Raw genomic sequence first — 23571 nt, 5'->3', positions numbered from 1 at the left:
CGATTTCGAGTGTCAGCAACCCTACAGCCTTTACGGGCGGTTCAGACAGCGAGACCGACGAGCAGCTGCGCGCCCGCCTGCTGCGCAGCTTTGCGGCCATCAGCAACGGCACCAATGCCGCGTTTTACTACGATTTCGCCATGAGCTATGACGGTGTGGCATCTGCCAATGTGGTTCCACGCTTAAACGGCAAAGGCACTGTAGGCGTATATGTAGCGGGGGTTGGCACCGCAGTACCTGATACGCTGGTACAGGAAATTCACAAAGACCTCTGTGCTGCAAAAGAAATCAACGTAGATGTCACCATCGCCAGCACACGCCTGAAACCGATCAATGTGAACTTGGAAATTGCGGGACAAGGCGGCGTAAACTACGACAATCTGCAAGCGGCCTGTGAAAAAAAGCTTGCGGATTGTTTCAAAAGGCTTGCGGTGGGGCAAAATTTGCTTCTTTCGGGAATTGTGGAATCGCTCTATCACACCGAAGGGCTGTACAACTACAGGTTGAAGGCACCGTCACAGGACATGCAGGCAGCAAGCGACGAACTGTTTACCCTTGGTGCCATTGAAATCAGCAGAATGGCGGTTGTGATATGACAAAAAGCATCGAAGCCATCTACCGTTTGCTACGCCCACTGTACCTGTACCGTTTGGGTGGCGGCAGCCTGATTGACGCAGAGCTTGCTGCCTACGACGCCGGCTTTGCGCTGATTGAAGATAAGCTGAATACGCTCTGCGCAGAAAGCTTTATTCAAACTTCTGGCAGCTATGGCCTTGTCTTACGCGAACAGATGATGCAGCTTTGGCTGCGCCCGCTAAGCGGTAATGCCAAGCGCCGTGAGCTGCTGCTGTATCGGCTTTCGGTGGCGCCAAACGATTACAACCTTGCAGGCATGCTGGGTTCGGTACGTGCGGCGGGGCTCAACGCAAAAATTTTGGAGGATATTCCAAACGGACGCATTCGCATTATAGAGGATGGTTACATCAGTGATTTTGAAACTATGGATGATGTAAAAGAAACCGTACGGCGCATGCTGCCCGCTCATCTTGAGGCTGATTTTGAAATTGGAAATTTCACTTGGGATCAATTTGCCGAGTGCGATGTAACATACGATAAGTTTGACAGCAAAGATGAAACCTGGAGCAGGCTGGACATTGCCGCCGCAACTATTTTTGAAGGGGACGTATAAATCATGCCAAGCACGCACAAAACATCTTTTTTAAACCTGAACCAGTGGTTGGGCGGCGACAAGCCCAAGCGGGAGGACTTTAACAGCGACAATTTAAATATCGATAACGGTATTAAAAACCATGTTCAAAACGCTGTCGCGCATGTCTCTGAGGTTGACCGCAGTGCGTGGAACAGCGGTGTTTTTACCGTAGGCAGTTACATCGGAGATACCTTGTCTACTCGTACCATCGAACTGGGCTTTCGCCCGCGTATGGTAATTTTATTCACTGCCGACCGCACCTTAAACGAGTATAAACAGACGTTTGACACAAACAATGTGTATGCGGCAATTTATACACCGCTGGGGGCAAGCCTTGGCATTGCCGCAACCAGCACAGGTTTTACGGTACAGAACAACGGTAACACGGTCACCGGCGGCTCGACCTGCGCACTCAACCAGAACAACAAAACTTATATTTACCTTGTATTTCCCTGAATAGAACAGGCAGCAAAAAAGGACGGAACTCATAATTCCGTCCTTTTTTGCGCTATCGCATATAGGTGGAGAAATTGTCGACGACATCGCCAACCGCGCGAATTGCTTTACCCGCTGTTTTTTTCATTTTTTTGCTGTTTACTTTTTTGCGGTTTTTTCCAGCCATCATATAAGCCGCTGTGCCTGCCGCCATCGCTACACACACACCGGTGATTGCAGCGCCCGTTGCTTTGTTATTCACGGTAGTCGCCTCCCATGCAAAAATATACGCAAATTTCTTTGCTTTTTTATTGTTTGCAAATGCTGCTGCAATAACCAAGTTAAATTTTGCAATGAAAATTTACTTCAATTTTTTGATTTGATTGTTTTTTTATCGGATGTGCATTATAATCAGAGTGCAAGTTTATTGTTAATCGGAGTGATTTTATGTATAAAAGGCCACAGCGGGTTGCCGCCATCCATGACCTTTCGGGTTTTGGGCGGTGCTCGCTTTCGGTGATTTTGCCTGTGCTTTCTGCTATGGGCATGCAGGTATGCCCAATACCCACAGCGGTGCTTTCCACCCACACGGGCGGATTTGGCGAGGTGGAGTTCCGCGACCTTACCGACTATATTATGCCCACGCTCGCACACTACCGGCGCTTAGGGCTTGAGTTTGAATGCGTGTACTCGGGTTTTTTGGGCAGCGAAGCGCAAATTGACCATTGCGTCGAATTTTTTGCGTCGTACCCCGATGCCCTGTCGGTGGTTGACCCTGTCATGGGTGACCACGGAAAACCTTATAAAACCTATAACGCAGCCATGCAGCGCCGTATGATTGAGCTGGCGGCGGTTGCAGACGTAATTACACCAAACCTAACCGAAGCCTGTATTTTATTGGGTGAGCCGTACGCCTTTGAGCCCCTGACGCAAAGCAAGGCGAAAAGCATGCTGGTGCGCCTTTCGGAAAAAGGGCCGCACTATGTGGTGATTACCGGCGTAAACATGGCTGCAGGCACTATGAGCAACATTGGCTACGACAAAGAGCGCGGCGCATTCTGGTGTGTTGACTGCGACTACGTACCGGTTTCGTACCCCGGTACAGGTGACATTTTCGCAAGCGTGCTCACGGGCGGTTTTCTTGGCGGAGACAGCTTGCCCATTGCTATGGCAAGGGCAACGCAATTTGTTGAAACCGCCATTAAAACCACCTTCTCTTACGGTACTGAAACCCGCGAAGGCGTAATGCTGGAACGCACCCTGCACCTGCTTGGCGACAAGGATCTGGTGGCAAAATACAGGATTTTATAGCAAGAATCATCTGATTGCATTGGGAGGAATACCGCATGGGGGAATTATCCAAGCTGCCTAATATCGGAAAAGTTGTAGAAGAGCAGCTCAATGAGGTTGGCATTGAAACCGCCGAGCAATTAAAAAACACCGGCAGTAAGCAGGCGTGGCTCAACATAAAAGCGATAGACCCCTCCGCCTGCCTGAACCGATTGTGCGGCCTGGAGGGTGCTATACGGGGAATTCGGTGGCATGACCTGCCCGATGATGTGAAAAAGGAGTTGAAAGAGTTTTATCGCACGCTTGGATGAGATTTTTTCTGATACACATACAAAAATCCCCGATGATCTCATCGGGGATTTTGCTATTTGCAGGGCTTGATATTCCAGATTTCTTCTGCATACTCTTTGATGGCGCGGTCGGAGGAAAACATGCCGCACCGTGCAATATTGAGCAGGCATTTTTTTGCAAAGGCGTATTTGTCGCCGTAATCACGGTTTACGCGCAGCTTTGCGTCGATATAGCTCTCAAAATCGGCGAGCAGATAGTACTGATCCGGCCTGTGCCACGTAGCACCCTCCAGAAGGCTGTTGTACAATTCTCGGAATGCACCTGTTTCTCCATCATCAAAGGTGCCATCTATTAAAGTATCTACCACACGTTTGATGCGTGGGCTTTTCTCATAGAGCTCTTTGGGGTTATAGCTCTCCCCGAGGCTTTCGATATCCTCAACGCGCAGGCCAAAGATGTAGTTGTTCTCTTCGCCCGCCTGCTCTGCAATTTCAACGTTTGCGCCGTCGTAGGTGCCGAGCGTTACCGCGCCGTTCAGTGCAAGCTTCATGTTCCCCGTACCGCTCGCCTCGGTGCCTGCGGTAGAAATTTGCTCCGAAACATCGGCAGCCGGGATAAGCTTTTCGGCATACGAAACATTGTAGTTCTGCACAAACACCACGGCAAGCCTGCCGTTTACGGCGGGGTCGCTGTTCACAAGCTTCGCAATTTCACCGATGTACTTAATGATACCCTTGGCACGGTAGTAACCCGGGGCTGCCTTCGCGCCGAATAAAAACGCAGTGGGGCAAAAATCTTGAATACTGCCGTCTTTCAGCCCAAAGTAGATGTCAACGATTGAGAAGGCGTTGAGCAGCTGCCGCTTGTACTCATGCAGGCGCTTCACCTGAATATCAAAGATGAAGTCGGGGTTCAGAGTGACACAGTCGTGACGCTTGACAAAATCGCATAACCGCTGCTTATTTTCCGCCTTGATGCTGACGAGGCGGTCGAGTATACTTTTATCATCGGCAAACCGTTCAAGCCCCTTAAGAAGAGAAAGGTCGGTGAGCCACTCATCGCCGCCCAGCAGCTCGGTAATCATCGCAGAAAGTTTGGGGTTGCAAAGCCCTATCCAGCGGCGCTGTGTTACACCGTTGGTTTTGTTAATAAAGCGCTCGGGGTACAGCCGGTACCACTCTTGCAGGGTGTGTGCCTTGAGAATCTCGGTATGAATTCGAGCGACACCATTGGTTTTATGGCAGACATACACCGCCAACCGCGCCATATGCACCATATCATTGCCTACAATCATATAGTCAATCAGCTCACCGCGGTGCAGCCCCTTTTCACCCAGTGTACGAAGCAGGTGTTCGTTAATCATCTTGATAATCTCAAACACACGCGGTGTCACCTGCTTCATCAACTCACAGCTCCATTTTTCCATTGCCTCGGGCATGATGGTGTGGTTGGTGTAAGAGAAGGTGTGCTGCGCAATGCTCAGCGCAAGGTTAAACTCTAACCCCTCGTTGTGCATCAGCAGGCGAATCAACTCGGGGATGGCAACAACGGGGTGGGTATCGTTGAGTTGGATCGCAAAGCAATCGGCAAATTTTGAAAAATCTTTGCCATATACCGCCTTGTAACGGCGCAGTATATCTTTTAGTGACGCACTGCAGAAGAAATATTGCTGTTTTAGACGCAGCGCCTTGCCCTTCGGAGTATCATCATTGGGGTACAGCACCATTGAGATGCTTTCCGCATCGTTTTTTGCCTGTACTGCTTCATCGTATTTTTGTTCGTTAAACAGTTTAAAGTCAAATGCTTCAACAGCTTCCGCCTGCCATAGGCGCAGCGTACCCACATTGCCGGTGCCATAGCCGATTACAGCCATATCGTAGGGCACAGCGTTGACGGTTTGGCCGTCAAACTCAACAGGCACTGTATCGGCAGTGCAACGCAGGCTCCATGGGTCGCACAAACGCTGCCAGTCATCCGCAGTTTCTTTTTGGCAACCATCGACAATACGCTGCTTGAACAGACCGTATTTATAGCGGATTCCGTACCCGTCGAGCGGCAGATTGTGGGTTGCAGCAGAATCGAGGTAGCATGCCGCAAGGCGGCCAAGCCCGCCATTGCCGAGCGCCGCATCCTCAATATCCTCTAAAATTGCAATATCGACACCTTTTTCAGAAAGAATCTGGCGAACATCGTCCAGTATGCCCATATTGTAAAGGTTACTGAACACCAGCCTGCCCATTAAGAACTCGGCGGAAAAATAATAGGCGCGCTTTGCATTCGCATGGTTATGGCGGCTCTCTGCCCAATTTTTATACAGCTCGCCAATCGTCCATTTACCCAGTGCACAGTGCAGCTGGTCGGCTGCTGCATGCTCCAGCGTAGTTTGGTATTCTATCTCCAGCATAGTCTCCAGTTCGGATAAAAACTTTTCTTTGTTTATCATGGGTAAGCCTCCTCCCGCCGGTAATGCTCCCACCGGCACTGCTATTGTAGCTTATTACAAAAGCCGTTCACCATTTATAAAAGGAGAGGACAGGGCTGCCCTCCCCTTTTTCTGTGCTTGCTCTGTTCCTTTGTATTTTATCGATTAAGCGGCGCTGCTTTTACTGCTTGAGGAGGAAGGACTTGCGCTGCTTGCAGAGGATGAACTTGTACTGCTGCTCGAACTGCCTGCAATATTTTTGCGTGCTTCCTCCCACTTAACGCGGGAGTCCTTAAGAACATCCTCCCACTTCATCTGCCCTGCAAAATATTTCTGCAGGTTACTGCCGAATACATCCTGCCCCCAGGCGGTGGGGAAGCCCATAAACACCCAAGGCACGGTTTTGCCTGCATCGGCATACCGTTTAACCGCCTTGCCCAAAGGGTCAGCGGGCTCGAGGTTTTCATAATTGGTGAACGCAGGAATGAACCCGAACTCCTCTACGACGATACGCTTGCCCTCTTCGCTTTGGTACAGCCAGTTGAGGAAATCTTTCGACGCCTTCTTCTTTGCATCGCTGCTGGTAGAATTGATGCACCAGTACATTGGCACACCCACGGGGATAGAATCTTCGACAACGCCCTTAAGCGGCAGAGGTAGCAGATCCAAATTGCGCGCCACATCTTCGTCAACATTTGCTACTTCGCCGTAAATCCAGTTGCCCTGCTGAACCATGGCAACACGTTCGGTGGCAAGCCCGCTGCCAACCTGTGTGGCATAATCCACAGCGTTAAGCTTGCCGAGGTCTTTTGCATGCTTGGTGTAGCTCGCCTGCAGGTCAATTAAAGCTTTCAGCTCGTTCGCATAGGTGAATTTTACGGTTGGCGATTTAAAGGCTTCTATCGGGCCTTTAAATTCCGCGGCAAGCGGTAAATTAAGCGTGTGCAGGCCGGTTACCCATGTCTCTTTTGCGGGTAGCTCAAACACTGCTTCAAGACTAGGATATTTTTGTTTCAACTCACCCTTATCAATTTTACCTTTCAGTGTTTTCATTGCACTTTCAATTTCTGCGTAAGTTTTGATTTTTTCTGTTGCGATCCCTGCAGTTTCAAAAATTGCACGGTTGTAAATGAGACCATAGCCCTCAATCGCGTATGGCAGACCGTAAGTCTTGCCATTTTCGGTCACGGCAAGCAGGGTTCCCTCTACCGCATTTTTTACCCACGGCTGGTCACTTAAATCCTCAAGCTTCTCGGCCCAATCTTTTAAATCCTGCGGGCCACCGACGTTAAAAATATCGGGCTTGGCACCGGACTGCATTTTTGCTCTAAGCGCCGCTCCGTAATCGTCGCCTCCGCCCACAGTGTTAATGTTAATTTTAATCTTGGGATTTGCATCCATATAGGTTTTTGCCGCCTTGGTCAGTGCATCGGAGATCTCTACCTTAAATTGGAAGATATCCACCTCGGTTTGTTCTGTTCCTACACCCGGGCTTGTCGCAGCTCCGGAAGAGCTGGTATTCCCCTTTTTGGTACAAGCTGCAGCAGAAAATGCCATTGCCACTGCAAGAAGCACCGCCAATATTTTTTTGCTGTTCATTGAATTCTACATTCCTTTCCCTATGCTTAGCGCACAATAGTAAATAAATTGCCTACCTATAAAATTCCAAGATTTCGGTAAGATTATACACTGGAAAAGAATGAAGCATAAAATAAATCCGCATTTCTGCGGATTTATCTTTTTTATTTTGTTTTTCGTGTGGTATAAAACAGCTGCGACGCCGCCACCACCAGCAGGCTCAACAGAACATTGTACCAGAACAATGGGTTTTGCATCCCCGCTATCAAAATAATAATCGACCCTAAAACAGCAAGAGCCGGCAGCAGATAGCCCCGAACTTTATTTTGGATTTCGCCTTTTTTGGCGAGCCGCATAACAGCGATGTACAACAAAATAGCGCCCAGGTAATTTACCACAATTGAAATTTCGGATACATCACTGTTTGGCATCAGATTAAACTTCTGGGTGACATAATGGATTACCATCCAGATGACACAGGCCAAAAATGACAGCAGTGCCGACCGCATTGGGATACCTGTTTTGGAGTTAACGCTCACATAGTTTTGGGCTGCCGGTAGCATATCACGAAGTGCAAGCGAATATGGCAGGCGGATGCTGCCCATTACAAGACCGTTAACCGTACCCAGAACCGATATGATGACAAACACAAGCACCACCTTGGCACCGGCCGTACCCAGCAGCATCTGCGCAGCGGAATCCACATGCGCGTCGCCCAGCGCCAACACCTGGTCGGTGCCTACGAGGGAGCTGATGCCCACAAAATACAGCACATAAACGATCAAAATCAAGATTGGCGCTATAATCATGGCAAGCGGCAGGTTGCGCTTGGAGTTTTTGATTTCATGGCACACCGATGTCGCCACCATCCAGCCATCAAATGCGAATACTACAGGGGCGATTGCCGCAATCCACGATGCGGTCTGCACAGATTGGATATCCTGTGCAAACGATGCAGTAGGGTTACCCAAGGCAAATCCCGCTATTGCAAACAATGCCAACGGCAACAGTTTTATGAGCGTAGACGCGTTTTGAAAATATCCGCCCAGCTTTGCAGAAATTACATTCCATGCAAAAACCAACGCAAGGCACACCGAGCCGATCAAAATTTGGTTTTCCAGCGTATTTGGGATACCAAACAGCATGTTTATGTAAACACCTGCCACCCAAGAAACCACAACCGTGAGGGTAGGGTAATACATAAAAGTATGGAACCAGCCAAAGCCGCATGCCGTACGCTCGCCGCAAAATACCTCGGCGTAGGTAATCACTCCGCCCGCCTTATCGGTACGCGAGGCGAGCTCAGACAATGCAAGGCAACCAAATACAATGCTGATAGCGGCAACACATAGGGCGATGACACCCGAGAGAAGATTTCCTCCTGTAAAGATAAGGATATTGTCGCTTTTGAAAAAAATGCCTGAGCCAATGACGATACCTACAATCATGGTGATTGCTGTGGGTAGGCCGTATTTGCGCTGTTCCATTCTCTGCCTCCTCTGTTTGATTATCGGTATGTTTTGATATACCGATATTTATGTATATTAATATTATTGTTTCAAGGATAGAAAGTCAATCCTCAAAATGCCAGTTTTAAAAATAAAAAGGACGCATGCGCGTCCTTTTTATTTTTAAGCTCTCAGTTTTTCTACCAGGTCTTTATCCGGTGTGACGTAGGCTGTCTGATAAGGGTCGTAAATCACCATTCCGGGCTTCGCACCGGCGGGCTTTTTCACATTTTTGATGGCGGTGTAATCCACCGCAACCTGTGCAGATTCACGGGCTTTACTGTTGTACGCTGCAATCATCGCCGCCTCGGTCATGGTTTGGTTGGGCACGGGCTTACCCTCGGTAATAATCACTGTGTGCGAGCCGGCAATACGCTGTGTGTGAAACCAGATGTCACAGCCACGCGCTGTCTTCAGCGTCAGCTGGTCGTTCTGCACATTGTTGCGCCCCGACAAAATCGTGAAGCCGTCGGATGACAGATATTTTTGCAGCGACAGCTTTTCGGGGCGCTTATGTTTACTCTTGTAGTTTTTGATATAGCCGCCCTGCGCCAGCTCCTCGCGGATGGCAGCAAGCTCCGCCTCGGCAGTAGCACGGGAAAGTGAATCAAACACCGAATCGATGTAGCGGCTTTCCTCCTCGCCCTGCGCAATCAACCCATGCAGCATCTTTTCTGCGGTATCCGCCTTGCGGTACTCGGCATAATATTTCTGTGCGTTTTTTGCGGGCGGGTACTGCGGATCAAGCGGAATGCGCAGCACAGGGCTTCCCTCTTCATAGAAATTATCAGCATCAAAGTAGGTTTGCCCTTTTTCAATGCGGTAGATGTTCGCATTGATGAGGTCTCCCATCACCTTGAGCTTATCGCGGTCGGCGCACTCCAAAAGTTCCTGCTTTTGGGCATACAGTTTGCGCGCAATGCGGTCGGAGGTGTTTGCCAGCACCCTAAGCAGATCATGCGAGCGCACTTTCATGCGCTCAATCTGATCGCGCTCGCTGTAAAAGCTGTCGAGCAGCTTTGAGTAGCTGTCGTAGTGCTTCGTCAGCATCAAGTGCCCGTATTGATGGATGTCAATAAACGAAAAATCGCGCGGGCGTCCGTTTGGCTCGGCAACCACCGTGGGGGTGCCCGTATGGTTTTGCAGTGTAGCAATCAGGTTACTCACTGCAAACTCAAGGCGTGACCCTGTTTCGCTGTCCAGCTCGGTGGCAAGCAGCTCTTTGCCATGCGTGGCGTAATGCGCAAGCTCACGGCAAAGGATCGGTGACACACCCATCAACGCCTCCATCAGCGCTTTGGAAAGCTCTATGCTCCGCCCTGTACGCACACGCTCTGTCACCTGCGCAGGGGTGCATTTTGTCAGCACCAGTTTATTCTGCAAAGGCGGAAGAGTGTAGCTCATGCCCGGCAAAATTTGGCGTACCGACGACATTTCGTCGTCGATGCGTTTGATGGAATCGATAATTTTACCGTTTTGATCAATTAAAATGATATTCGAGTGCCGCCCCATAATTTCGGCGGCGAGGGTAAGCACCACCAAATCCCCCATCTCGTTTACCGACTCAAAATCGATGTGTAGGATACGGTCCAGCGCAACCTGCCGCACACCAATCAGTCGGGCGTTGCCAAGGTGCTTGCGCATCAGCATACAGAACATTGGGGGCTGCTTGGGGTTTTCCTGCGCCACCTCCGTAAAATGGACGCGCGGGCTGTTTGCCCCCGCTGAAAGCAGAAGCTTGCCACCACCGCCTTTCCAGCGCAGCGCGATCATCAGCTCCTCGCGCGAAGGCTGATGAATACGGTCGACACGGCTGTTCACCGCGAGGGTTTCTATTTCATGTTTGAGTTCACTGAGAAATGCACCGTCCAGTGCCATGGGCTTCACCTAATTTCTTTTCTATCGATATTGCACGGGGTCGCCCTCACGCTGTGAGAGCTCAACGACAAGCGCAGGGAATGCTTGACGCAGGCGTTTTGCAAGCGGCTCAAGCACCACCTGCTCAGTGCAATAATGCCCCGCGTCGATTAACATAATGCCAAGGCGTTTGGCATCGAGCAGCAGGTTGTGCTTGCTGTCGGCAGTGACCAATGCGTCTGTACCCAGCTCTGCCGCACGGTAAAGCAGGTTTGCACCCGCGCCGCCGCACACCGCAACACGCCCGACCTTGCCCCTGCCCTGTGTGTATTTCAACCCGTTACAGCCTAACTTTTGTTTGACTTTGCCGAGGAATTGCTCCGCCTCCATAGGCTCTTCCAAAACACCTATCCTGCCGAGCGACAGCCCGTTGCCATCCAGCGGCTCCAGTGGCTGAACGTTTTGCAGGCACAAGCGCTGCGCCAGAATATCGTTGACGCCCCCCTGCGCCACATCAAGATTGGTGTGTGCGCAAATAGCGCTGATATCATGTTTTGCAAGCAGATACACCACATTGTCCGATGTGATGCGCCTAAGCGGGTCGAAAATAACAGGGTGATGTGAAATGATGAGGTTCGCACCGATCTCCCGTGCCTCCTCGGCAACATCTGGTGTAATATCAAGTGCGACAAGAACCTTTTGCACCTCTGCGCCCTTTGCCTCAACCAAAAGCCCTACATTATCCCAGCTTTCGGCGGTACAAAACGGCGCAAATCTGTCGATGCATTCGTAAATCTGGCGTACGGTACTCATAGCTTATCCTCCCCTATCGTGCGCAAAATATCGCGGTAGAGTATTTCAAAAGGGGCGGCCTGTTCGGTGCGGTCTTTCGATGCACGAAGCCCCCCTATTTTTTTCAGAACAATTTCTGCCTGCCAACGGATATAAGAACGAGCATCTTCCGTGCCACATTCGGGCAGCCTGCCAACGACAGCGAATAAATCGCCGCATGCAATAATCTCGCCGGTATAGCGCACCGTCATAACGGTATAGCGAAAGCGGTTTGCGCGCGCGCAGTGCTCACAGAGAATCTCGTAGCCGTTCGCGCAAAGCCAGCGGCGCAGCTCGTCTGCACGCGTCATAGGCTGCAGCAGATAACGCTTTTCACGGCTTTTCCAACCCGCAGCGGCAAGGATTTGCGAAATCAAATCGCCGCCCATACCTGCAATTACAATGTCGTCCGCATCGCTTTCACGCAAATGCTCCAGCCCGTTTGACAGCACCAGCTGTACACGGTCTGCCACGCCGTATTGTTCTACGGTACGTCGGCTGCGGGCAAGCGGCATTTCATTGATATCACAAGCAAAACCGCGCCGGCAAATGCCCTGCTTTACCAGCCATGTCACTAGATACCCGTGATCCGCGCCGATATCGGCGACAACACTGCCGCACCGCACAAGGCTTGCAATCAGTGACAACCGCTCATCTAAAAATGGTAATTCGTTCATATATGGTCAAATCTCCTGCTTGTTCCTATACAAAAAATCGTGTCAGGCAAAAGCACATGACACGATTTTTCATCTGTCTGTGGTTAATTTTCGAGGTGTTTGTTCAGCTTGTCCAACAATTCATCGCAATTTACGCCATGAACTTCACATGCTTCCTCAATCGATTCGCCGCGAGAGGCCGGGCAGCCCAGACAGTGCATGCCCATTGCTAAAAAATATTGTGCAGTGGTTGCGTCATGGTCAAGAATATCACCGATGACGGTATCTCTTGTAACTTCAAATGCCATTTTATCGCACCCCCTTTACTATTTACATGCTTATTATACCAATATCCTTTACGATGTACAATCAAAAATGCAACAAAATAGTCATACTTTGTCACATCAATTCTGTTTACAGTTTTTGGTTTCTATGATATATTGTCCTTAACAAGACAAGACATTATTAGAGGTGGACTTATGAAACCGTACAACGTGATGGAAGCCATTGTAGCCCAAAAGCTCGATCAGATCATTGATACCCTTGGCTGCTGCCAATGTGAACTATGCAAATGGGATATTATTTGTTATGTCCTAAACAGAATACCGCCCAAATATGTGATTACACACGAGGGCGAACTTTTTTCCAAGCTTGATACTGTCAACCAGCAATATGAAATGGATGTTGTTTCTCTTCTTACCCAGGCTGCCAAGACCATAAAGACCAATCCGCGGCACTGAAAATAAAAAAAGTATTAAAAAAGAGGATGCATAAAGCATCCTCTTTTTATAAACATGATTTAAGCTAAAATTACTCAGCTTTCATTTTTGCAAAGCACTCGCTGCAGTATACAGGTCTGTCTTCACGGGGTCTGAAAGGAACTTTCGCTTCTTTACCGCAAGCTGCGCAAGAAGCTGCAAACATCTCTCTCTCAGATTTCATGCTGTTTTTGCGTGCGTCACGGCAATTTTTACATCTCTGCGGCTCGTTTACAAAGCCTTTTTCTGCGTAGAACTCCTGCTCACCAGCGGTGAAAATGAATTCTGCCCCACACTCTTTGCAAATAAGGGTTCTGTCTTCGTACATAATCTTTACCTCGCTTTTAAAATTTGCCCATAGATGTTGTGCCGTACATTGAGTTACCAACGCGTCAGACATACCAGGGACATTATTATATAACCCCATACGGGTTATATTACGATTTTGGCATCAATGACACTGATCGATTACAGCTTCATTGATCTGAGCTTTCGTCTTACTCGCTGCAGGGCATTGTCCACCGATTTTACGGTAGACTTCATCCTTGTGGACATTTCTTCGTAAGAATGACCGCTGAGATAAAGATTGAGTGCTTCCTGTTCAAATGCAGACAAAAGGGATTTCATTTGTTTCTCTCTTGTTTTTGCCTCTTCCTCCATAATTACAATGGATTCGGGGCTTTCCGTGCGATGGTCGCCCGGTGTATAAACGGACAGCTCTGGGCTGTCGTCAAAGGGTATATAATCTCTAAGTGGCTGCTGTTTACCAGCAAGCCCAGCTTTGATCGCTGTTTGCACCTGCCGCTTCATACACAGAAGAGCAAATGCGCGAAAAGGAACATTACAATTGCAGTCAAAACTTCTGACGGCTTTAATCAAACCTGTAAGCGCCTCTTGCGTGAGGTCGTCCGATTCGAGGCCTGCGATGTTATAGCCTTTTACAAGCGTTCTTGCGATGGGTTCGTACCTGACAATCAAGGTAGCAAACGCATCGGGCTCCGATGTTTTTGCCTTGCTTACAAGTTCATCATCGGTGAGAAATGTGCGATCAGACAAAAAATCTTCTTGCATACAAATACTCCCCGAAATAGTACAATTCCATAAATATAGATTTTAAACTAACTATACACTCAAAATCCTTGTTTGTCAACTATTTTATGAATATTTCACAAATTGGTGAATATCTCCAGGCTATACGGTCAAATCTTTCATCCACTTGCCGCTGTTGATCCGGTAAATGCACAGCCCCGATTTCAGTATCTCATCAATTTTAATAAAGCAGTACACCACCGCAATGGGCCAACCGAGCTGCAGGCCGGTGAGAAAGCCCAGCGGAACCGCCACCATCCACAGGAATAGAACGTCGATAAACAAGCCGAACTTCACATCGCCGCCGCCGCGCAGTGTGCCCACGACTGTAATCATAGCCACAGATTGAAAGATGACTACCACAGAGGAAATGGTCATAATCTGGTTTGCCACATGCTTTGTGGCATCCGAAACATTATAGAAGTTGATGGCAATGGGCTTTAGCACTAGCATAATAAGACCCGCAACAACACCTAAAATCATGCTGATGGCGAGAAAGCTTTTGGCACGTGCTTTCGCATCGTCGTATTTCCCCTGCCCAATGGTATTGCCGATAATGACTGCCGCCGCATTGCCCACGCCCTGGAAGAATACCGATACGAACTGCACCACCACCTGGCAGATGCTGTTTGCCGCCACAATGATCGAACCCATCTGACCCAAGACAATAGAAAGCGCCGCCGTACCCGAAGCCCATAACAGCTCATTGAAGATAACGGGCGTCGCCGTTCGGCGAAACTCGGCGGCCCTTGCTTTTTCAGTGTGCAGCAGGTCACTCAGACGAAAACGAAGTTTTTCCTCCTTGGTGCGCATAAAAATCATAATTATCGCAAACTCGGTGATGCGCGCAATCAGTGTGCCGATTGCAGCGCCACGTGTCTCAAGCCGCGGCGCGCCCAGATTACCGTAGATAAACACCCAGTTAAAAAACACATTTACAAAAAACGAAACGCTGTACACCACAAGCGATATCCTTACGGTGCCCACCGTGCGCAGCACACCAATGCTGGTGATGGTGATACCGTACATTACATAAGTAAACGACATGATTTGCAGATATTTTACACCCTCGACAATAACATCGGCCTCACTGGAGAAGATACGCATAATCTGCTCGGGGAAAATCAGAGTGAACAGCATCGTAAAAATACCAAGGATAATGCTTAAACGATACATAGTCGTCATAATATGCTTGATGGTGGTCACATCTCGCTTGCCCCAGTACTGGGCAGTGAGTACACCGGTACCGCTGGCAATGCCAAAGTTTAAAATCATAAACACGAACGAAACCTGATTGGCAAGCGAAGTGCCCGAAAGCTGAATTTCACCTAGCGCTCCAATCATAACAGTATCCATCATGCTTACACCTGTAGTAATCAGGTTTTGCAGTGCTATCGGCAAAGAGAGTGCCAGCACAGTTTTATAAAAAGACTTGTCCCGTACGAAGATCGCCACAAAATACCCCCAGCCGCAATGCGGTTCAATATGCCATTATTATACGGGATAGCAGGAAATTAATCAATAAAAATACAATTATTATTGCAAAACCTCTTGATTTTTTAATGTCTTTCGTGTAAGATATTATTGTTGCGCCGGTGTGATGGAATTGGCAGACGTGCGGGACTCAAAATCCCGTGGTAGCGATACCGTGTCGGTTCGACCCCGACCACCGGCACCAACGAATCCCCACAGTCTTATTTTTGTAGGACTGTGGGGATTTTTTTGCTTTTATTCAGCTTTTATCAAAAACTTGCTTCCAAAATGCCGCCGTTGCCGCCAGTGCCTCCATTATAAACATAATGCGCAACTGAGATTTAACGGCTACTACAGGTTATGCTCATTTTCTGTAGCTTTGGAATTTGCCTGTATAGGTCGCTTTCTGCAAAATATGTTTTTGCGCCACTTTCAAAAAATCATCCCTTGCCGATTTCGCTGGCAACTCGATTTTTGAATCCAAAGCATAAACCGTAAAGGTGTAAGTATGGATTGTTTTAAAGGGTGGCTTTGGTCCTTTGTAGCAGTGCTTTCCATAGGCTATTCCTTGCTGGGCTCCTCCCAAAGATTCAATTGTTTCGCCTTTTGGAACAGCCTCTTGCAAAACAGAACAAACAGGGAGATTCCATATTAGCCAATGGTTATAATTCGGGAAAAGAGGGTGAGATGAATCATCAAGTGTGATTGCAAGTGAAACTGCTTTTTCGTCTATCCCCCTAAAGTGCATTTCGGGTGATAAGTCTTTTCCTCTTGCAGAATGCTCAGTCGGAATCCAATCACCGTCACTGAATTTTGGTATATTGATTTTTAACTCACTCATAATTTACCTCCATATTGCGAAAAACATGCGATTAACTGTACATCTTGCAAAATCCATGTATGTGACTTTTAAGTTGCTGTACGCATTCTTCGTATGGGCAGCCTAAATCGAATTTGCTCAAAAAATAATAAATTGGGCTATAAAAGTGCAAAGCCATAACTCCTGCATCGGAATTCTTCATAGCGCCCTGCTTTTGCAATCCTTCAAAAAGCTGTGTTTGAAAAAGCACAGGGGCATCAATGTAATATTGCTCTAAAAGTTTTGCTGCCATGGGGAATTTGTGTTGTTCGCAAACAAGAAGCTTTCTAAACATAACCGTAAATTCATCCTTGCAGAAAAAGCAAAGCAATCCCTCGGCCAACTGAAGCAAACCTGCTTCATCTATATTTAAATATACTTTGACCGTCTTATCATTTTGCTCTATCGGAACATTCATCTCCATTGCAGAGCTATCATATCGCTGCTTCATTTCGTCAAATATTGCGTTAAAAATTTCTTCTTTACCTGAAAAGTGATTATAGATAGACGCGCCTTTTATGCCAACAGCCGCTGCAATTTCACGCATAGAAACTCCGTCATAGCCCTTTTTTGAGAATAACTTTAAAGACTCGAATATGATTTTTTCTTTGGTTGCCATTTCTTTTTCCATGGACGTTCCTTTCCAAGCCAGCCTTTGGCTTCCCAGTATTTTTTCTCTGTTTTGCTGCTTCCCATATTAGCTTTTTGCATGCCTGAAAAAATACTGAACAAAAACTTTGTCTTTAGTGTTACTTTCGGCTTTGCATCACCCGAAAGCGACTTTAATATTTTTTGAATGTCCTTTTGGATTTTTGCTTTTTTATCTTGAGAAACACTCTCCCAATTCATTGCCTGAACAGCCACACCATATTTCTTTATCGAAGAGATTCCCCAGTAAGACAAAGATATCGCGACAGGCTTTATTGCTTTATTTGCGCCCATGCCGGAAGTGGTTGATATGACCACGGCTTTTTTGCTAAACATAAATTCCTTTGGCTTATGGGAAAGCCAATTCGTGAAGTTCAAATCAAGAAATGCCTTCATAGGTGCTGAGGGCGCCATACAATAATTGGGCGTAGTGATAACAAGCAGATCTGCCTGCTCAAAGTCTGCCATGATCGCATTCTTTTCAGTATAATATGGGCATTTCGTTTCATCTTCTATGCAGGAATAACACCCCAAACAAAAGTGGTTGAGGTCACGGGGCAAAAAGAACTCCGCGACCTGTTTTTCGGCAGCTATACCGTCAATTAAAAGCTTTCCAACATGATATGTACTACCTTTATGATTTTGACCGTTGAGCATTACGATCTTCATAGCTGCACCAACCAACGCGAGATTTCGATAACAAGAGTTTTGAATATAAACGCAAAGCTAAGTATGAAGAACATAGCTTTATGGTACTTCTTATTTTTTACAAAAATGCTTGAAATGGACGAAAACGCAATGACTCCACCGCCGATACAGCAAAGGACAGACTGTATGCTATTTAGCGTAAACAATCCTGCTGAAACAGTTTCGTCAAAGGATGACTGAACCGACAAGTGATAGCCATCTCTTGCGGCAACAAAACAGCAAACCACCAATCCGAGGACCGTAAGGACAGCGATTCTTCTTCTCCAGTGCTCCACTGCACTGTGCTTTGCCATTGTAAGAACTATGTATGCTAAAGCTACCAAAACTAAAAATATTGACACGGTCGATGTGAAATCTCCAAAATATAGACTCATTTTTGCACCCCCTAACAGTTGTTAGCATTATTATAACTAACAATCGTTAGTTTGTCAACAGTTCAAATAAAAAATTGGATCTTGTATCAGATAGCTTCTTGCAACAATGATAACGGGAGGTGCTATAAGAAGCACTCAAAAAAGGGGAGAACTATGCCATTCCAATATATTGAAATGAAGAAACAGAAGTCCAAATCTTATCAGGAACTAACAATAAAAATCCGTTCATTTTATCTCCTTGTACCTAACTTACCAATTATATAAATAATCTTCTGTCTATTGCCCTTATCCATGTCATGTCTTCATCTGCGTTTGATTGCCAACACTCACATAAATGAGTAATAATATGCAAGCCCTTATTTTCTCAATATTTTTTCCATCGCTTTCCCTTTCGCTAGCTCATCAATTAATTTATCTAAATAACGGATTTGTCGCATTACCTCATCTTCGATTTCTTCCACGCGATATCCACAAATAACTCCTTTAATGAGTGAAGCGTTCGGATTAATACGCGGTGCTTGTTTAAAGAACATTTCCAAATCCACTTCACTCATTATCTGATGTTGTAAAGAATGCTCATCATAACCAGTAAGCCAAAAAATGATTTCATTAACTTCGTTTTTTGTTCTTCCTTTTTTCTCTGCTTTTTGTATATATAGCGGATAAATACTCGCAAAAGACATCGTGAAAATGCGTGGTTTTTCCATTTGAAATCCTCCTATATTTTTATAAAAAACAATTAATTTGGTTCTCAATAATTTCTCTTCTAGTCAAGAGATCATTACTATATAAGTGAAGGCCTTACAAAGCACGAAAGGAGATGTGAATGTGGATGATGAAATGATTATCGATTTGTACTGGGAGCGCTCCGAATCGGCTATCTCTGAAACATCGAAAAAGTACGGATCATACTGCCGCTCTATCGCATATAACATACTTGCGGATTATCTTGATGTAGAGGAATGCGAAAATGATACTTATGTGGCTGCGTGGAATACGATTCCTCCTACTCGACCAAAAATTCTAAAATCATTTTTAGGACGATTGATGCGTAATATTGCTCTTGACCGTTACGACTACAACAAAGCTCAAAAGCGCAATAATGAATTTGATATTTTGCTGTCTGAACTTGGGGATTGTATAGCTGGACAGGATACGGAGTCGAAGTATGAATCCGGATATGTCGCAAAGAGCATCAGCGATTTTCTTCGAAGTATTGATACCCAAAGTCGTTTGGTATTCATTCGGCGCTACTGGTACTCGGATTCCATTAATGACATCTCCGTTGGTTTTGGCATGAGTGTCAGTAAAACAAAGTCCTTGTTAATCACTTGATTGGCACCGCCGTCCGGCACATTATCAAATCCCGGCAGTCCACCGCCGTTCTGCGGCTTGCTTTCAGCAGCCGGTTTCTTTTCCGTATCCTCCGGCTTGTATTCCGGCGGTTTGGATGGGTTGGTGGTATCTGCATCCCCCGGCAGCTCAGGCTTTGCGGGAGCTTCCGGCTTTACCGGATCAGGCTGGAGCTTCTGCTCCGGCAGATCGGTTTGAGGCGGCAGCGTTTCCGAGGTATCCGGCTCCGGTGTGGGCTGCGGAGAAACTACCACCTCTTTTTTCTCTGTGCTATTCTGTATATCAGGAGCCACATCGGAAGAACTGACCGGCTCTTGTGAAGAAGCATCCGGTTTGGCGGGTTCCTTGGCATACCGCATCCCGATTGCAACCACCAGCGCAAGACCGATGACCGCAGCGCCCGCAATGGCGAGCCTTCTTTTAGTTTTATCACTCATATAGACAACCTCCTTCGAAGAAGTGTAAAATGTTACCTTTGTATTTCTCACCATACTACATCTTTTTTGGAAAGTCCAGACAATTTCCCAAGCAGTTAAAACACTTCGGTATATCCGGCCTGAACCTTGAGCTTGATTTTCATGGGAGCCAGCTCCTTGCCTCCGAAATAGACCGGTACCTCCAGCCAGATTACCGCATCCGCTTCAAAGCGCTGTGCGTTTTTAGGGGAGGACGGAGCCAGCGGCGCATTTCGGATGGTAACATCCAAGCCGGAGAGTTTGTACTCCAAAGTATCCCCGGCATATTTCACATGACTGCCTCCGACATTTTTTGTACCGAGGACACCGTCCATGTAACCGTAAATATCGCCGGTCTTTATGCTGTAGGAAAAGGATGAGCCGTCCGGCTGGTAACCGCCGCTGTAGCCCTCCCGCACACCGTGATACACATCGGCATAGTTGTCGTTGACTGTTACAATAATGGCATCCTCCAAGGCTTCTTTCACACCGGCGGCAATGATATTCAGCCGAAAAAACTCCGTCACGCCGCACAGGATAATCACAAGCGCCAGCGTAATGGCTACCACCAAAGGGAAGCCGTTCCCGGCCTTATCCCTAAGAATGTGTCTTAGTTTGGTCATTTGTGGTACACCTCGCTTTTCCCGGAGGCCTCCGAACGCAGGGTGATCGGGAACGAACCGAAATCACCGAACAGCCCGATGTTTCTTTCCAAGGTTAGGGTCACGGTGATTTCCTGATTCAGCTGGATAGTACCGGTCTTTGACCATGAAATCCGGGGACTCAGCCCGGTTTGCTCGGTGAGAACCGCAGCACGGCGGCTGGTTTCGCTGCCCACCCTGCCGGAGATTTCCGCTTCCCGGCACAGCTCGGTGGCATAGGTGTCCAGTTGGTTCTTTGCGATAAACACCGGCAGCACCTGCACGGTCAGCGCAATCACCAGCATGGCGCAGAGGACGAGGACGCACACATCAATGTAACCCTCGCCACGTTTGGATTTTAAGAGATTCAGCATAGCTTCACCCCCTGTTCGGGCGGGATGACTCCTGCTCCATCTGCGGAAAATCACTCAATATATGCCACACATTATCGCTGTAGTTGGAGCTGATGACCTCCTGATTCAAAAGCTCATCAGCCGTCACCATCCTTGCGGAATCCGAAACACCGGGATGTCCGGTCACGCTCTTTCCCGACAGCAGCTCTTTTGCTGCTTCCGGCGTTAAAAAGACAAACCCGCCCGGTGTCATCATATCAAAGGACGCCTGCGGATACTTGATTAACATTTCCTGTACAATCACACTTTCACCCCCTCAAAACATCCCGCCAAGGGACTTGATGATCTCATAGGCAATGATGGCCAGATAGGTAAAGAGGAAGCACATCAGCATGAGAAAGGAAAACACACGGATTTTCGGCGGTATTTTCTGCGCTTCACCTTTCAGGCGCTGCAGCTCCAGCTGCTTGAAATCGTGCGCCAGCATCTGAAAATACACCGTGCTGTCATCTCCACGCAGCACACCAATGAGACCTCGCACCACGTCGGACAGCATGGGCAAATTGAGCCTTGCCTCGAACCGGGTTAGGGCTGCCTCGTAGCTGGAGGAGCGCATATCCGCTGCCAGCATGGTCAGCTCCCCAGCAAAGACTTCCCCGGCATTTTTCTTGTAGTTCTCTATAATCGCCAGCACGTCACGGGAAGCTTTCAGCTCCTGTTCGATGTTGGCAACAAAGCGGGGCAGTTCCTTTTCCACCGATGCCCTCTTTGCGGACAGCTTTTCATCGGCCTTTTTGGTTTCCTTAAAATACACCATGACCGCAAGGAACACCACCACCGGCACCAGCAAGGGAAAGATAAAGCCTACCGGAACTGCCAGCAGCAGAATCACTCCGGATTTCACCAGCGCATAGGCCTGATAGACCTCCGGCTCCATGTTCATGCCGGTGGCTTTCAGCACATTTTTCAGCCGATGCCTGCGGTATTCGTCCATGCGGATTAGCTTGGAAAGTTTCACCGCCCACGTCATGAGGTAGGCTTCCAAGCTCCTTGCTGCTTTTTTCTCTGCTCTTGTGGTATTCAGCATAGCCTTTGCGGTACTGAGGTACGGCAGGCGCAGCAGATCCAAAAGGATAAAAAACAGCCCTGCCGCTAAGGTGATTCCGAATAAAAACAGTAATCCCATCCCCATCACCTCCGATACTCAATTGGCTTTGTGAGCTTGATCACGCAGGTCGTAGAGATAAAAATGAGGGCAGCGCTGATGGCCAGAATAACCTGCCCCAGCACAGTGTGCATCAGCGTGTCGTACCAGCTTTTGTTGAGAAGATACATCAGCGGAATGTTGCCGATCACGAAGATAACCATGATGATAAATTCCTTGCGGGGTTCAAAGACGAGGTATTCCAGTTCTCCGTTGACAATCCGCATATCACTGAGCTTGCTGACGATAGGAGTCAGGGTGACTTTCAGGCTGCGGTCATGCTGGCAGTCGCACAGGGCATCGCACCATTCCCGGAACACCTCGTTGTCGATTTTGGTGCGCAGCACCTTGATGGCCTCAAGCACATCGGGATCAATGAGCTTAACCCGCAGCACAAAATCCTTGAATACCTGATGCACCGGCGGGTTCAGGTAGTGGAGATTTTCCTCTACCGCCGTAAGGATATTCTCACTTCTCAGGTAGGCCGTGGTTACGATGGATAAGGTTGTTTCCAACTCGGCGGCGATGTCTTTTTTGAAGTGGCTGGCGGTGAGCTGCACATACCAAAAGGGCAGCATCATAAAGCCTGCCGCCATGACCGGAGCCAGAAAAAAGTTGCCCATTACAATGGCGATAGCGGCACCGATAGCAAACATCAGCAGAGAGCAGGCGCAAACCAGAGAAAAGCGGCTGCTCCTGCCGGTCATGGCCAGCACCTCCTGCGCCATTTGGACTTGCCGTTTCAGAAATCCCGGCTTTTGGCGGCGCTGTGCCGCCTTGATGTCATCCTTGATGGATTTCTTTTCTCTGGCAAGAAAGGAAAACAGCCCATCGGTGAATTCCATCGGCTTTAGGCCGAGTAAAAGAAAAAAGCCTGTAATCATTCCGATACAGGCCAGTAATTGAATGGTTGTCATACGGATTTTTGCCCTCCTTTCTTCAGAAGATTGATGCGCTCCTGCGGCATCCCGTTTTCCAATAACCGTTTGCACAGGCTGTCGGAGATGGGATTGACCGTTACATGGTGTCCGGTAATGAAAAATTGGTTGTCCTCATAGCGGTTTTCGGTAATCTCGTACCGGAACAGGGTGCGGTAATGGCGGCTGTTATCGGGCAGGATTTCACACTCCATGATTTCCATAAGTCGCCGTTGCTTGTTTTCCAGCTGCTTGCAAAATACAACAATGGGATAGGCCTCCGTCACATAGCCCATGAGGGTTTCATCCGACATATCCACGGCTCGCTTGCACAGGGAAACCATGCGGCGATAGGTGGATTCGCAGGAGTTGGAGTGGATGGTGGTGACCACCGCCACGCCGGTTCTGGCTACCTCCTGTGCGGCATTAGCCTCCGCACCACGCATTTCGCCGACCACGATAATGTCCGGATTGAAGCGCAGGGAGATGTCCACAAGGTCGATCTGCTCGATGCGGTATAGCTCGTTCTCGCTGTTGCGGGTGAGGGTATGCACGACGGAATTGGTAACCCTGCCATCTTTTTCCCGGATGAGGGAAAGCTCCCGGCTGCCGTTTTCAATGGTAAAGATACGCTTGTTGTCTGGGATAGTAGTTAACAGCC

At 48.0% G+C, this 23571-nt stretch carries 30 protein-coding genes and 1 tRNA gene; 8 read left to right on the top strand and 23 right to left on the bottom strand.

What is annotated here, in order from left to right; translation table 11 throughout:
• From RTV33_RS08365 to RTV33_RS08355, 3 genes are all read left to right on the top strand, one after another.
• Positions 1–596: baseplate J/gp47 family protein (locus RTV33_RS08365; protein WP_312643365.1), on the top strand; the 596-nt coding region annotated here is incomplete at its 5' end.
• Positions 593–1189 carry a hypothetical protein gene (locus RTV33_RS08360; protein WP_312643363.1) on the top strand — a complete coding sequence of 199 codons (597 nt, stop codon included), beginning with the start codon at positions 593–595 and terminating at the stop codon, positions 1187–1189. The genes RTV33_RS08365 and RTV33_RS08360, both read left to right, overlap by 4 nt.
• Before the next feature lie 3 nt (positions 1190–1192).
• Entirely contained in the window at positions 1193–1666 is a 474-nt protein-coding gene (locus RTV33_RS08355) for a hypothetical protein (protein WP_312643361.1), read from the top strand.
• 52 nt (positions 1667–1718) lie between these two features.
• On the opposite strand, the gene RTV33_RS08350 is transcribed toward RTV33_RS08355, so the two are convergent.
• Positions 1719–1907: a hypothetical protein gene (locus RTV33_RS08350; protein ID WP_312643359.1), complete on the bottom strand. Its 189-nt coding sequence runs from the start codon at positions 1905–1907 to the stop codon at positions 1719–1721.
• 185 nt (positions 1908–2092) lie between these two features.
• Here RTV33_RS08350 and RTV33_RS08345 point away from each other — a divergent pair, with 185 nt between their 5' ends.
• Positions 2093–2956 (top strand): pyridoxamine kinase, encoded by an 864-nt coding sequence (locus RTV33_RS08345; RefSeq protein ID WP_312643357.1) that lies wholly within the window; start codon positions 2093–2095, stop codon positions 2954–2956.
• 35 nt (positions 2957–2991) lie between these two features.
• Positions 2992–3246, top strand: coding sequence for a TfoX/Sxy family protein (locus RTV33_RS08340; RefSeq protein ID WP_312643355.1), 255 nt, complete (start codon positions 2992–2994; stop codon positions 3244–3246).
• Positions 3247–3299: 53 nt separating this feature from the next.
• Here RTV33_RS08340 and RTV33_RS08335 read toward each other — a convergent pair whose 3' ends face one another.
• The 7 genes from RTV33_RS08335 to RTV33_RS08305 all read right to left on the bottom strand — a co-directional run bounded on the left by RTV33_RS08335 (position 3300) and on the right by RTV33_RS08305 (position 12386).
• Positions 3300–5669, bottom strand: a complete 2370-nt coding sequence (locus tag RTV33_RS08335) for a glycogen/starch/alpha-glucan phosphorylase (RefSeq protein WP_312643352.1) — start codon at positions 5667–5669, stop codon at positions 3300–3302.
• 144 nt (positions 5670–5813) lie between these two features.
• Positions 5814–7247 (bottom strand): extracellular solute-binding protein, encoded by a 1434-nt coding sequence (locus RTV33_RS08330; protein WP_312643350.1) that lies wholly within the window; start codon positions 7245–7247, stop codon positions 5814–5816.
• Positions 7248–7390: 143 nt separating this feature from the next.
• Complete coding sequence (locus RTV33_RS08325) at positions 7391–8713, bottom strand: amino acid permease (RefSeq protein WP_312643348.1); 1323 nt, start codon at positions 8711–8713, stop codon at positions 7391–7393.
• 144 nt (positions 8714–8857) lie between these two features.
• Positions 8858–10612, bottom strand: a complete 1755-nt coding sequence (locus RTV33_RS08320; RefSeq protein ID WP_312643346.1) for an NFACT RNA binding domain-containing protein — start codon at positions 10610–10612, stop codon at positions 8858–8860.
• A gap of 21 nt (positions 10613–10633) precedes the next feature.
• On the bottom strand, positions 10634–11404 hold the full coding sequence (locus RTV33_RS08315) for a Nif3-like dinuclear metal center hexameric protein (protein ID WP_312643345.1): 771 nt from the start codon (positions 11402–11404) through the stop codon (positions 10634–10636).
• A complete protein-coding gene (locus RTV33_RS08310) occupies positions 11401–12099 on the bottom strand; it encodes a class I SAM-dependent methyltransferase (RefSeq protein ID WP_312643343.1) in 699 nt (232 codons plus the stop codon). The genes RTV33_RS08315 and RTV33_RS08310 overlap by 4 nt, the downstream gene beginning before the upstream one ends.
• An 83-nt stretch (positions 12100–12182) precedes the next feature.
• Positions 12183–12386, bottom strand: a complete 204-nt coding sequence (locus RTV33_RS08305) for a DUF1858 domain-containing protein (RefSeq protein WP_312643341.1) — start codon at positions 12384–12386, stop codon at positions 12183–12185.
• Between the two features lie 171 nt (positions 12387–12557).
• Here RTV33_RS08305 and RTV33_RS08300 point away from each other — a divergent pair, with 171 nt between their 5' ends.
• Positions 12558–12818, top strand: coding sequence for a late competence development ComFB family protein (locus RTV33_RS08300; protein ID WP_312643339.1), 261 nt, complete (start codon positions 12558–12560; stop codon positions 12816–12818).
• Positions 12819–12888: 70 nt separating this feature from the next.
• On the opposite strand, the gene RTV33_RS08295 is transcribed toward RTV33_RS08300, so the two are convergent.
• The 3 genes from RTV33_RS08295 to RTV33_RS08285 form a co-directional block, all read right to left on the bottom strand.
• The gene (locus RTV33_RS08295) at positions 12889–13164 is read right to left on the bottom strand and encodes a zinc-ribbon domain containing protein (RefSeq protein ID WP_312643337.1); all 276 of its coding nucleotides are present in this window, start codon (positions 13162–13164) and stop codon (positions 12889–12891) included.
• 140 nt (positions 13165–13304) lie between these two features.
• A complete protein-coding gene (locus RTV33_RS08290; RefSeq protein WP_312643335.1) occupies positions 13305–13907 on the bottom strand; it encodes a sigma-70 family RNA polymerase sigma factor in 603 nt (200 codons plus the stop codon).
• Between the two features lie 120 nt (positions 13908–14027).
• Positions 14028–15380 (bottom strand): MATE family efflux transporter, encoded by a 1353-nt coding sequence (locus RTV33_RS08285; protein WP_312643333.1) that lies wholly within the window; start codon positions 15378–15380, stop codon positions 14028–14030.
• 136 nt (positions 15381–15516) lie between these two features.
• Here RTV33_RS08285 and RTV33_RS08280 point away from each other — a divergent pair.
• Positions 15517–15603 (top strand) — tRNA-Leu (locus tag RTV33_RS08280).
• 159 nt (positions 15604–15762) lie between these two features.
• On the opposite strand, the gene RTV33_RS08275 is transcribed toward RTV33_RS08280, so the two are convergent.
• The 5 genes from RTV33_RS08275 to RTV33_RS08255 form a co-directional block, all read right to left on the bottom strand.
• Complete coding sequence (locus tag RTV33_RS08275) at positions 15763–16239, bottom strand: YbhB/YbcL family Raf kinase inhibitor-like protein (protein WP_312643331.1); 477 nt, start codon at positions 16237–16239, stop codon at positions 15763–15765.
• A gap of 31 nt (positions 16240–16270) precedes the next feature.
• Positions 16271–16888, bottom strand: coding sequence for a TetR/AcrR family transcriptional regulator (locus tag RTV33_RS08270; RefSeq protein WP_312643330.1), 618 nt, complete (start codon positions 16886–16888; stop codon positions 16271–16273).
• Entirely contained in the window at positions 16840–17574 is a 735-nt protein-coding gene (locus tag RTV33_RS08265; RefSeq protein WP_312643328.1) for an NAD(P)H-dependent oxidoreductase, read from the bottom strand. The genes RTV33_RS08270 and RTV33_RS08265 overlap by 49 nt, the downstream gene beginning before the upstream one ends.
• The gene (locus RTV33_RS08260) at positions 17571–17987 is read right to left on the bottom strand and encodes a hypothetical protein (RefSeq protein WP_312643326.1); all 417 of its coding nucleotides are present in this window, start codon (positions 17985–17987) and stop codon (positions 17571–17573) included. The genes RTV33_RS08265 and RTV33_RS08260 overlap by 4 nt, the downstream gene beginning before the upstream one ends.
• Positions 17988–18343: 356 nt before the next feature.
• Positions 18344–18694 carry a DUF2200 domain-containing protein gene (locus RTV33_RS08255; RefSeq protein WP_312643324.1) on the bottom strand — a complete coding sequence of 117 codons (351 nt, stop codon included), beginning with the start codon at positions 18692–18694 and terminating at the stop codon, positions 18344–18346.
• Positions 18695–18815: 121 nt separating this feature from the next.
• On the opposite strand from RTV33_RS08255, the gene RTV33_RS08250 reads away from it, so the two are divergent.
• Positions 18816–19322, top strand: a complete 507-nt coding sequence (locus RTV33_RS08250; RefSeq protein WP_312643322.1) for a sigma-70 family RNA polymerase sigma factor — start codon at positions 18816–18818, stop codon at positions 19320–19322.
• Here the strand turns inward: RTV33_RS08250 and RTV33_RS08245 are convergent.
• The 7 genes from RTV33_RS08245 to RTV33_RS08215 form a co-directional block, all read right to left on the bottom strand.
• Complete coding sequence (locus tag RTV33_RS08245; protein WP_312643320.1) at positions 19238–19777, bottom strand: DUF6550 family protein; 540 nt, start codon at positions 19775–19777, stop codon at positions 19238–19240. The two genes, RTV33_RS08250 and RTV33_RS08245, sit on opposite strands and share 85 nt — an antisense overlap.
• 95 nt (positions 19778–19872) lie before the next feature.
• A complete protein-coding gene (locus RTV33_RS08240; protein WP_312643317.1) occupies positions 19873–20418 on the bottom strand; it encodes a hypothetical protein in 546 nt (181 codons plus the stop codon).
• Positions 20415–20810 (bottom strand): DUF4320 family protein, encoded by a 396-nt coding sequence (locus tag RTV33_RS08235; protein WP_312643477.1) that lies wholly within the window; start codon positions 20808–20810, stop codon positions 20415–20417. Before RTV33_RS08235 ends, RTV33_RS08240 begins: the two co-directional genes overlap by 4 nt.
• A 4-nt stretch (positions 20811–20814) precedes the next feature.
• Complete coding sequence (locus RTV33_RS08230; protein WP_312643316.1) at positions 20815–21093, bottom strand: hypothetical protein; 279 nt, start codon at positions 21091–21093, stop codon at positions 20815–20817.
• 12 nt (positions 21094–21105) lie between these two features.
• Entirely contained in the window at positions 21106–21975 is an 870-nt protein-coding gene (locus RTV33_RS08225) for a secretion protein F (RefSeq protein ID WP_312643314.1), read from the bottom strand.
• A gap of 5 nt (positions 21976–21980) precedes the next feature.
• The gene (locus RTV33_RS08220; protein ID WP_312643313.1) at positions 21981–22910 is read right to left on the bottom strand and encodes a hypothetical protein; all 930 of its coding nucleotides are present in this window, start codon (positions 22908–22910) and stop codon (positions 21981–21983) included.
• A partial coding sequence (locus RTV33_RS08215; RefSeq protein WP_312643312.1) for an ATPase, T2SS/T4P/T4SS family occupies positions 22907–23571 on the bottom strand: 665 nt, incomplete at its 5' end. The genes RTV33_RS08215 and RTV33_RS08220, both read right to left, overlap by 4 nt.

This window comes from Hydrogenoanaerobacterium sp., from assembly GCF_032017025.1.
Classification (GTDB): domain Bacteria; phylum Bacillota; class Clostridia; order Oscillospirales; family Ruminococcaceae; genus Hydrogenoanaerobacterium.
Note: the sequence above shows the minus strand (reverse complement) of the source record. Positions and strands in the feature narration are given on the sequence as shown.

Excerpts from the sequence above, each read along its gene's own strand:
- RTV33_RS08360 (WP_312643363.1), top strand. The coding sequence starts at position 593 with ATGACAAAAAGCATCGAAGCCATCTACCGTTTGCTACGCCCACTGTAC.
- RTV33_RS08355 (WP_312643361.1), top strand. The coding sequence starts at position 1,193 with ATGCCAAGCACGCACAAAACATCTTTTTTAAACCTGAACCAGTGGTTG.
- RTV33_RS08345 (WP_312643357.1), top strand. The coding sequence starts at position 2,093 with ATGTATAAAAGGCCACAGCGGGTTGCCGCCATCCATGACCTTTCGGGT.
- RTV33_RS08340 (WP_312643355.1), top strand. The coding sequence starts at position 2,992 with ATGGGGGAATTATCCAAGCTGCCTAATATCGGAAAAGTTGTAGAAGAG.
- RTV33_RS08335 (WP_312643352.1), bottom strand. The coding sequence starts at position 5,669 with ATGATAAACAAAGAAAAGTTTTTATCCGAACTGGAGACTATGCTGGAG.
- RTV33_RS08330 (WP_312643350.1), bottom strand. The coding sequence starts at position 7,247 with ATGAACAGCAAAAAAATATTGGCGGTGCTTCTTGCAGTGGCAATGGCA.
- RTV33_RS08325 (WP_312643348.1), bottom strand. The coding sequence starts at position 8,713 with ATGGAACAGCGCAAATACGGCCTACCCACAGCAATCACCATGATTGTA.
- RTV33_RS08320 (WP_312643346.1), bottom strand. The coding sequence starts at position 10,612 with ATGGCACTGGACGGTGCATTTCTCAGTGAACTCAAACATGAAATAGAA.
- RTV33_RS08315 (WP_312643345.1), bottom strand. The coding sequence starts at position 11,404 with ATGAGTACCGTACGCCAGATTTACGAATGCATCGACAGATTTGCGCCG.
- RTV33_RS08310 (WP_312643343.1), bottom strand. The coding sequence starts at position 12,099 with ATGAACGAATTACCATTTTTAGATGAGCGGTTGTCACTGATTGCAAGC.
- RTV33_RS08305 (WP_312643341.1), bottom strand. The coding sequence starts at position 12,386 with ATGGCATTTGAAGTTACAAGAGATACCGTCATCGGTGATATTCTTGAC.
- RTV33_RS08300 (WP_312643339.1), top strand. The coding sequence starts at position 12,558 with ATGAAACCGTACAACGTGATGGAAGCCATTGTAGCCCAAAAGCTCGAT.
- RTV33_RS08295 (WP_312643337.1), bottom strand. The coding sequence starts at position 13,164 with ATGTACGAAGACAGAACCCTTATTTGCAAAGAGTGTGGGGCAGAATTC.
- RTV33_RS08290 (WP_312643335.1), bottom strand. The coding sequence starts at position 13,907 with ATGCAAGAAGATTTTTTGTCTGATCGCACATTTCTCACCGATGATGAA.
- RTV33_RS08275 (WP_312643331.1), bottom strand. The coding sequence starts at position 16,239 with ATGAGTGAGTTAAAAATCAATATACCAAAATTCAGTGACGGTGATTGG.
- RTV33_RS08270 (WP_312643330.1), bottom strand. The coding sequence starts at position 16,888 with ATGGAAAAAGAAATGGCAACCAAAGAAAAAATCATATTCGAGTCTTTA.
- RTV33_RS08265 (WP_312643328.1), bottom strand. The coding sequence starts at position 17,574 with ATGAAGATCGTAATGCTCAACGGTCAAAATCATAAAGGTAGTACATAT.
- RTV33_RS08260 (WP_312643326.1), bottom strand. The coding sequence starts at position 17,987 with ATGAGTCTATATTTTGGAGATTTCACATCGACCGTGTCAATATTTTTA.
- RTV33_RS08255 (WP_312643324.1), bottom strand. The coding sequence starts at position 18,694 with ATGGAAAAACCACGCATTTTCACGATGTCTTTTGCGAGTATTTATCCG.
- RTV33_RS08245 (WP_312643320.1), bottom strand. The coding sequence starts at position 19,777 with ATGAGTGATAAAACTAAAAGAAGGCTCGCCATTGCGGGCGCTGCGGTC.
- RTV33_RS08240 (WP_312643317.1), bottom strand. The coding sequence starts at position 20,418 with ATGACCAAACTAAGACACATTCTTAGGGATAAGGCCGGGAACGGCTTC.
- RTV33_RS08235 (WP_312643477.1), bottom strand. The coding sequence starts at position 20,810 with ATGCTGAATCTCTTAAAATCCAAACGTGGCGAGGGTTACATTGATGTG.
- RTV33_RS08225 (WP_312643314.1), bottom strand. The coding sequence starts at position 21,975 with ATGGGATTACTGTTTTTATTCGGAATCACCTTAGCGGCAGGGCTGTTT.
- RTV33_RS08220 (WP_312643313.1), bottom strand. The coding sequence starts at position 22,910 with ATGACAACCATTCAATTACTGGCCTGTATCGGAATGATTACAGGCTTT.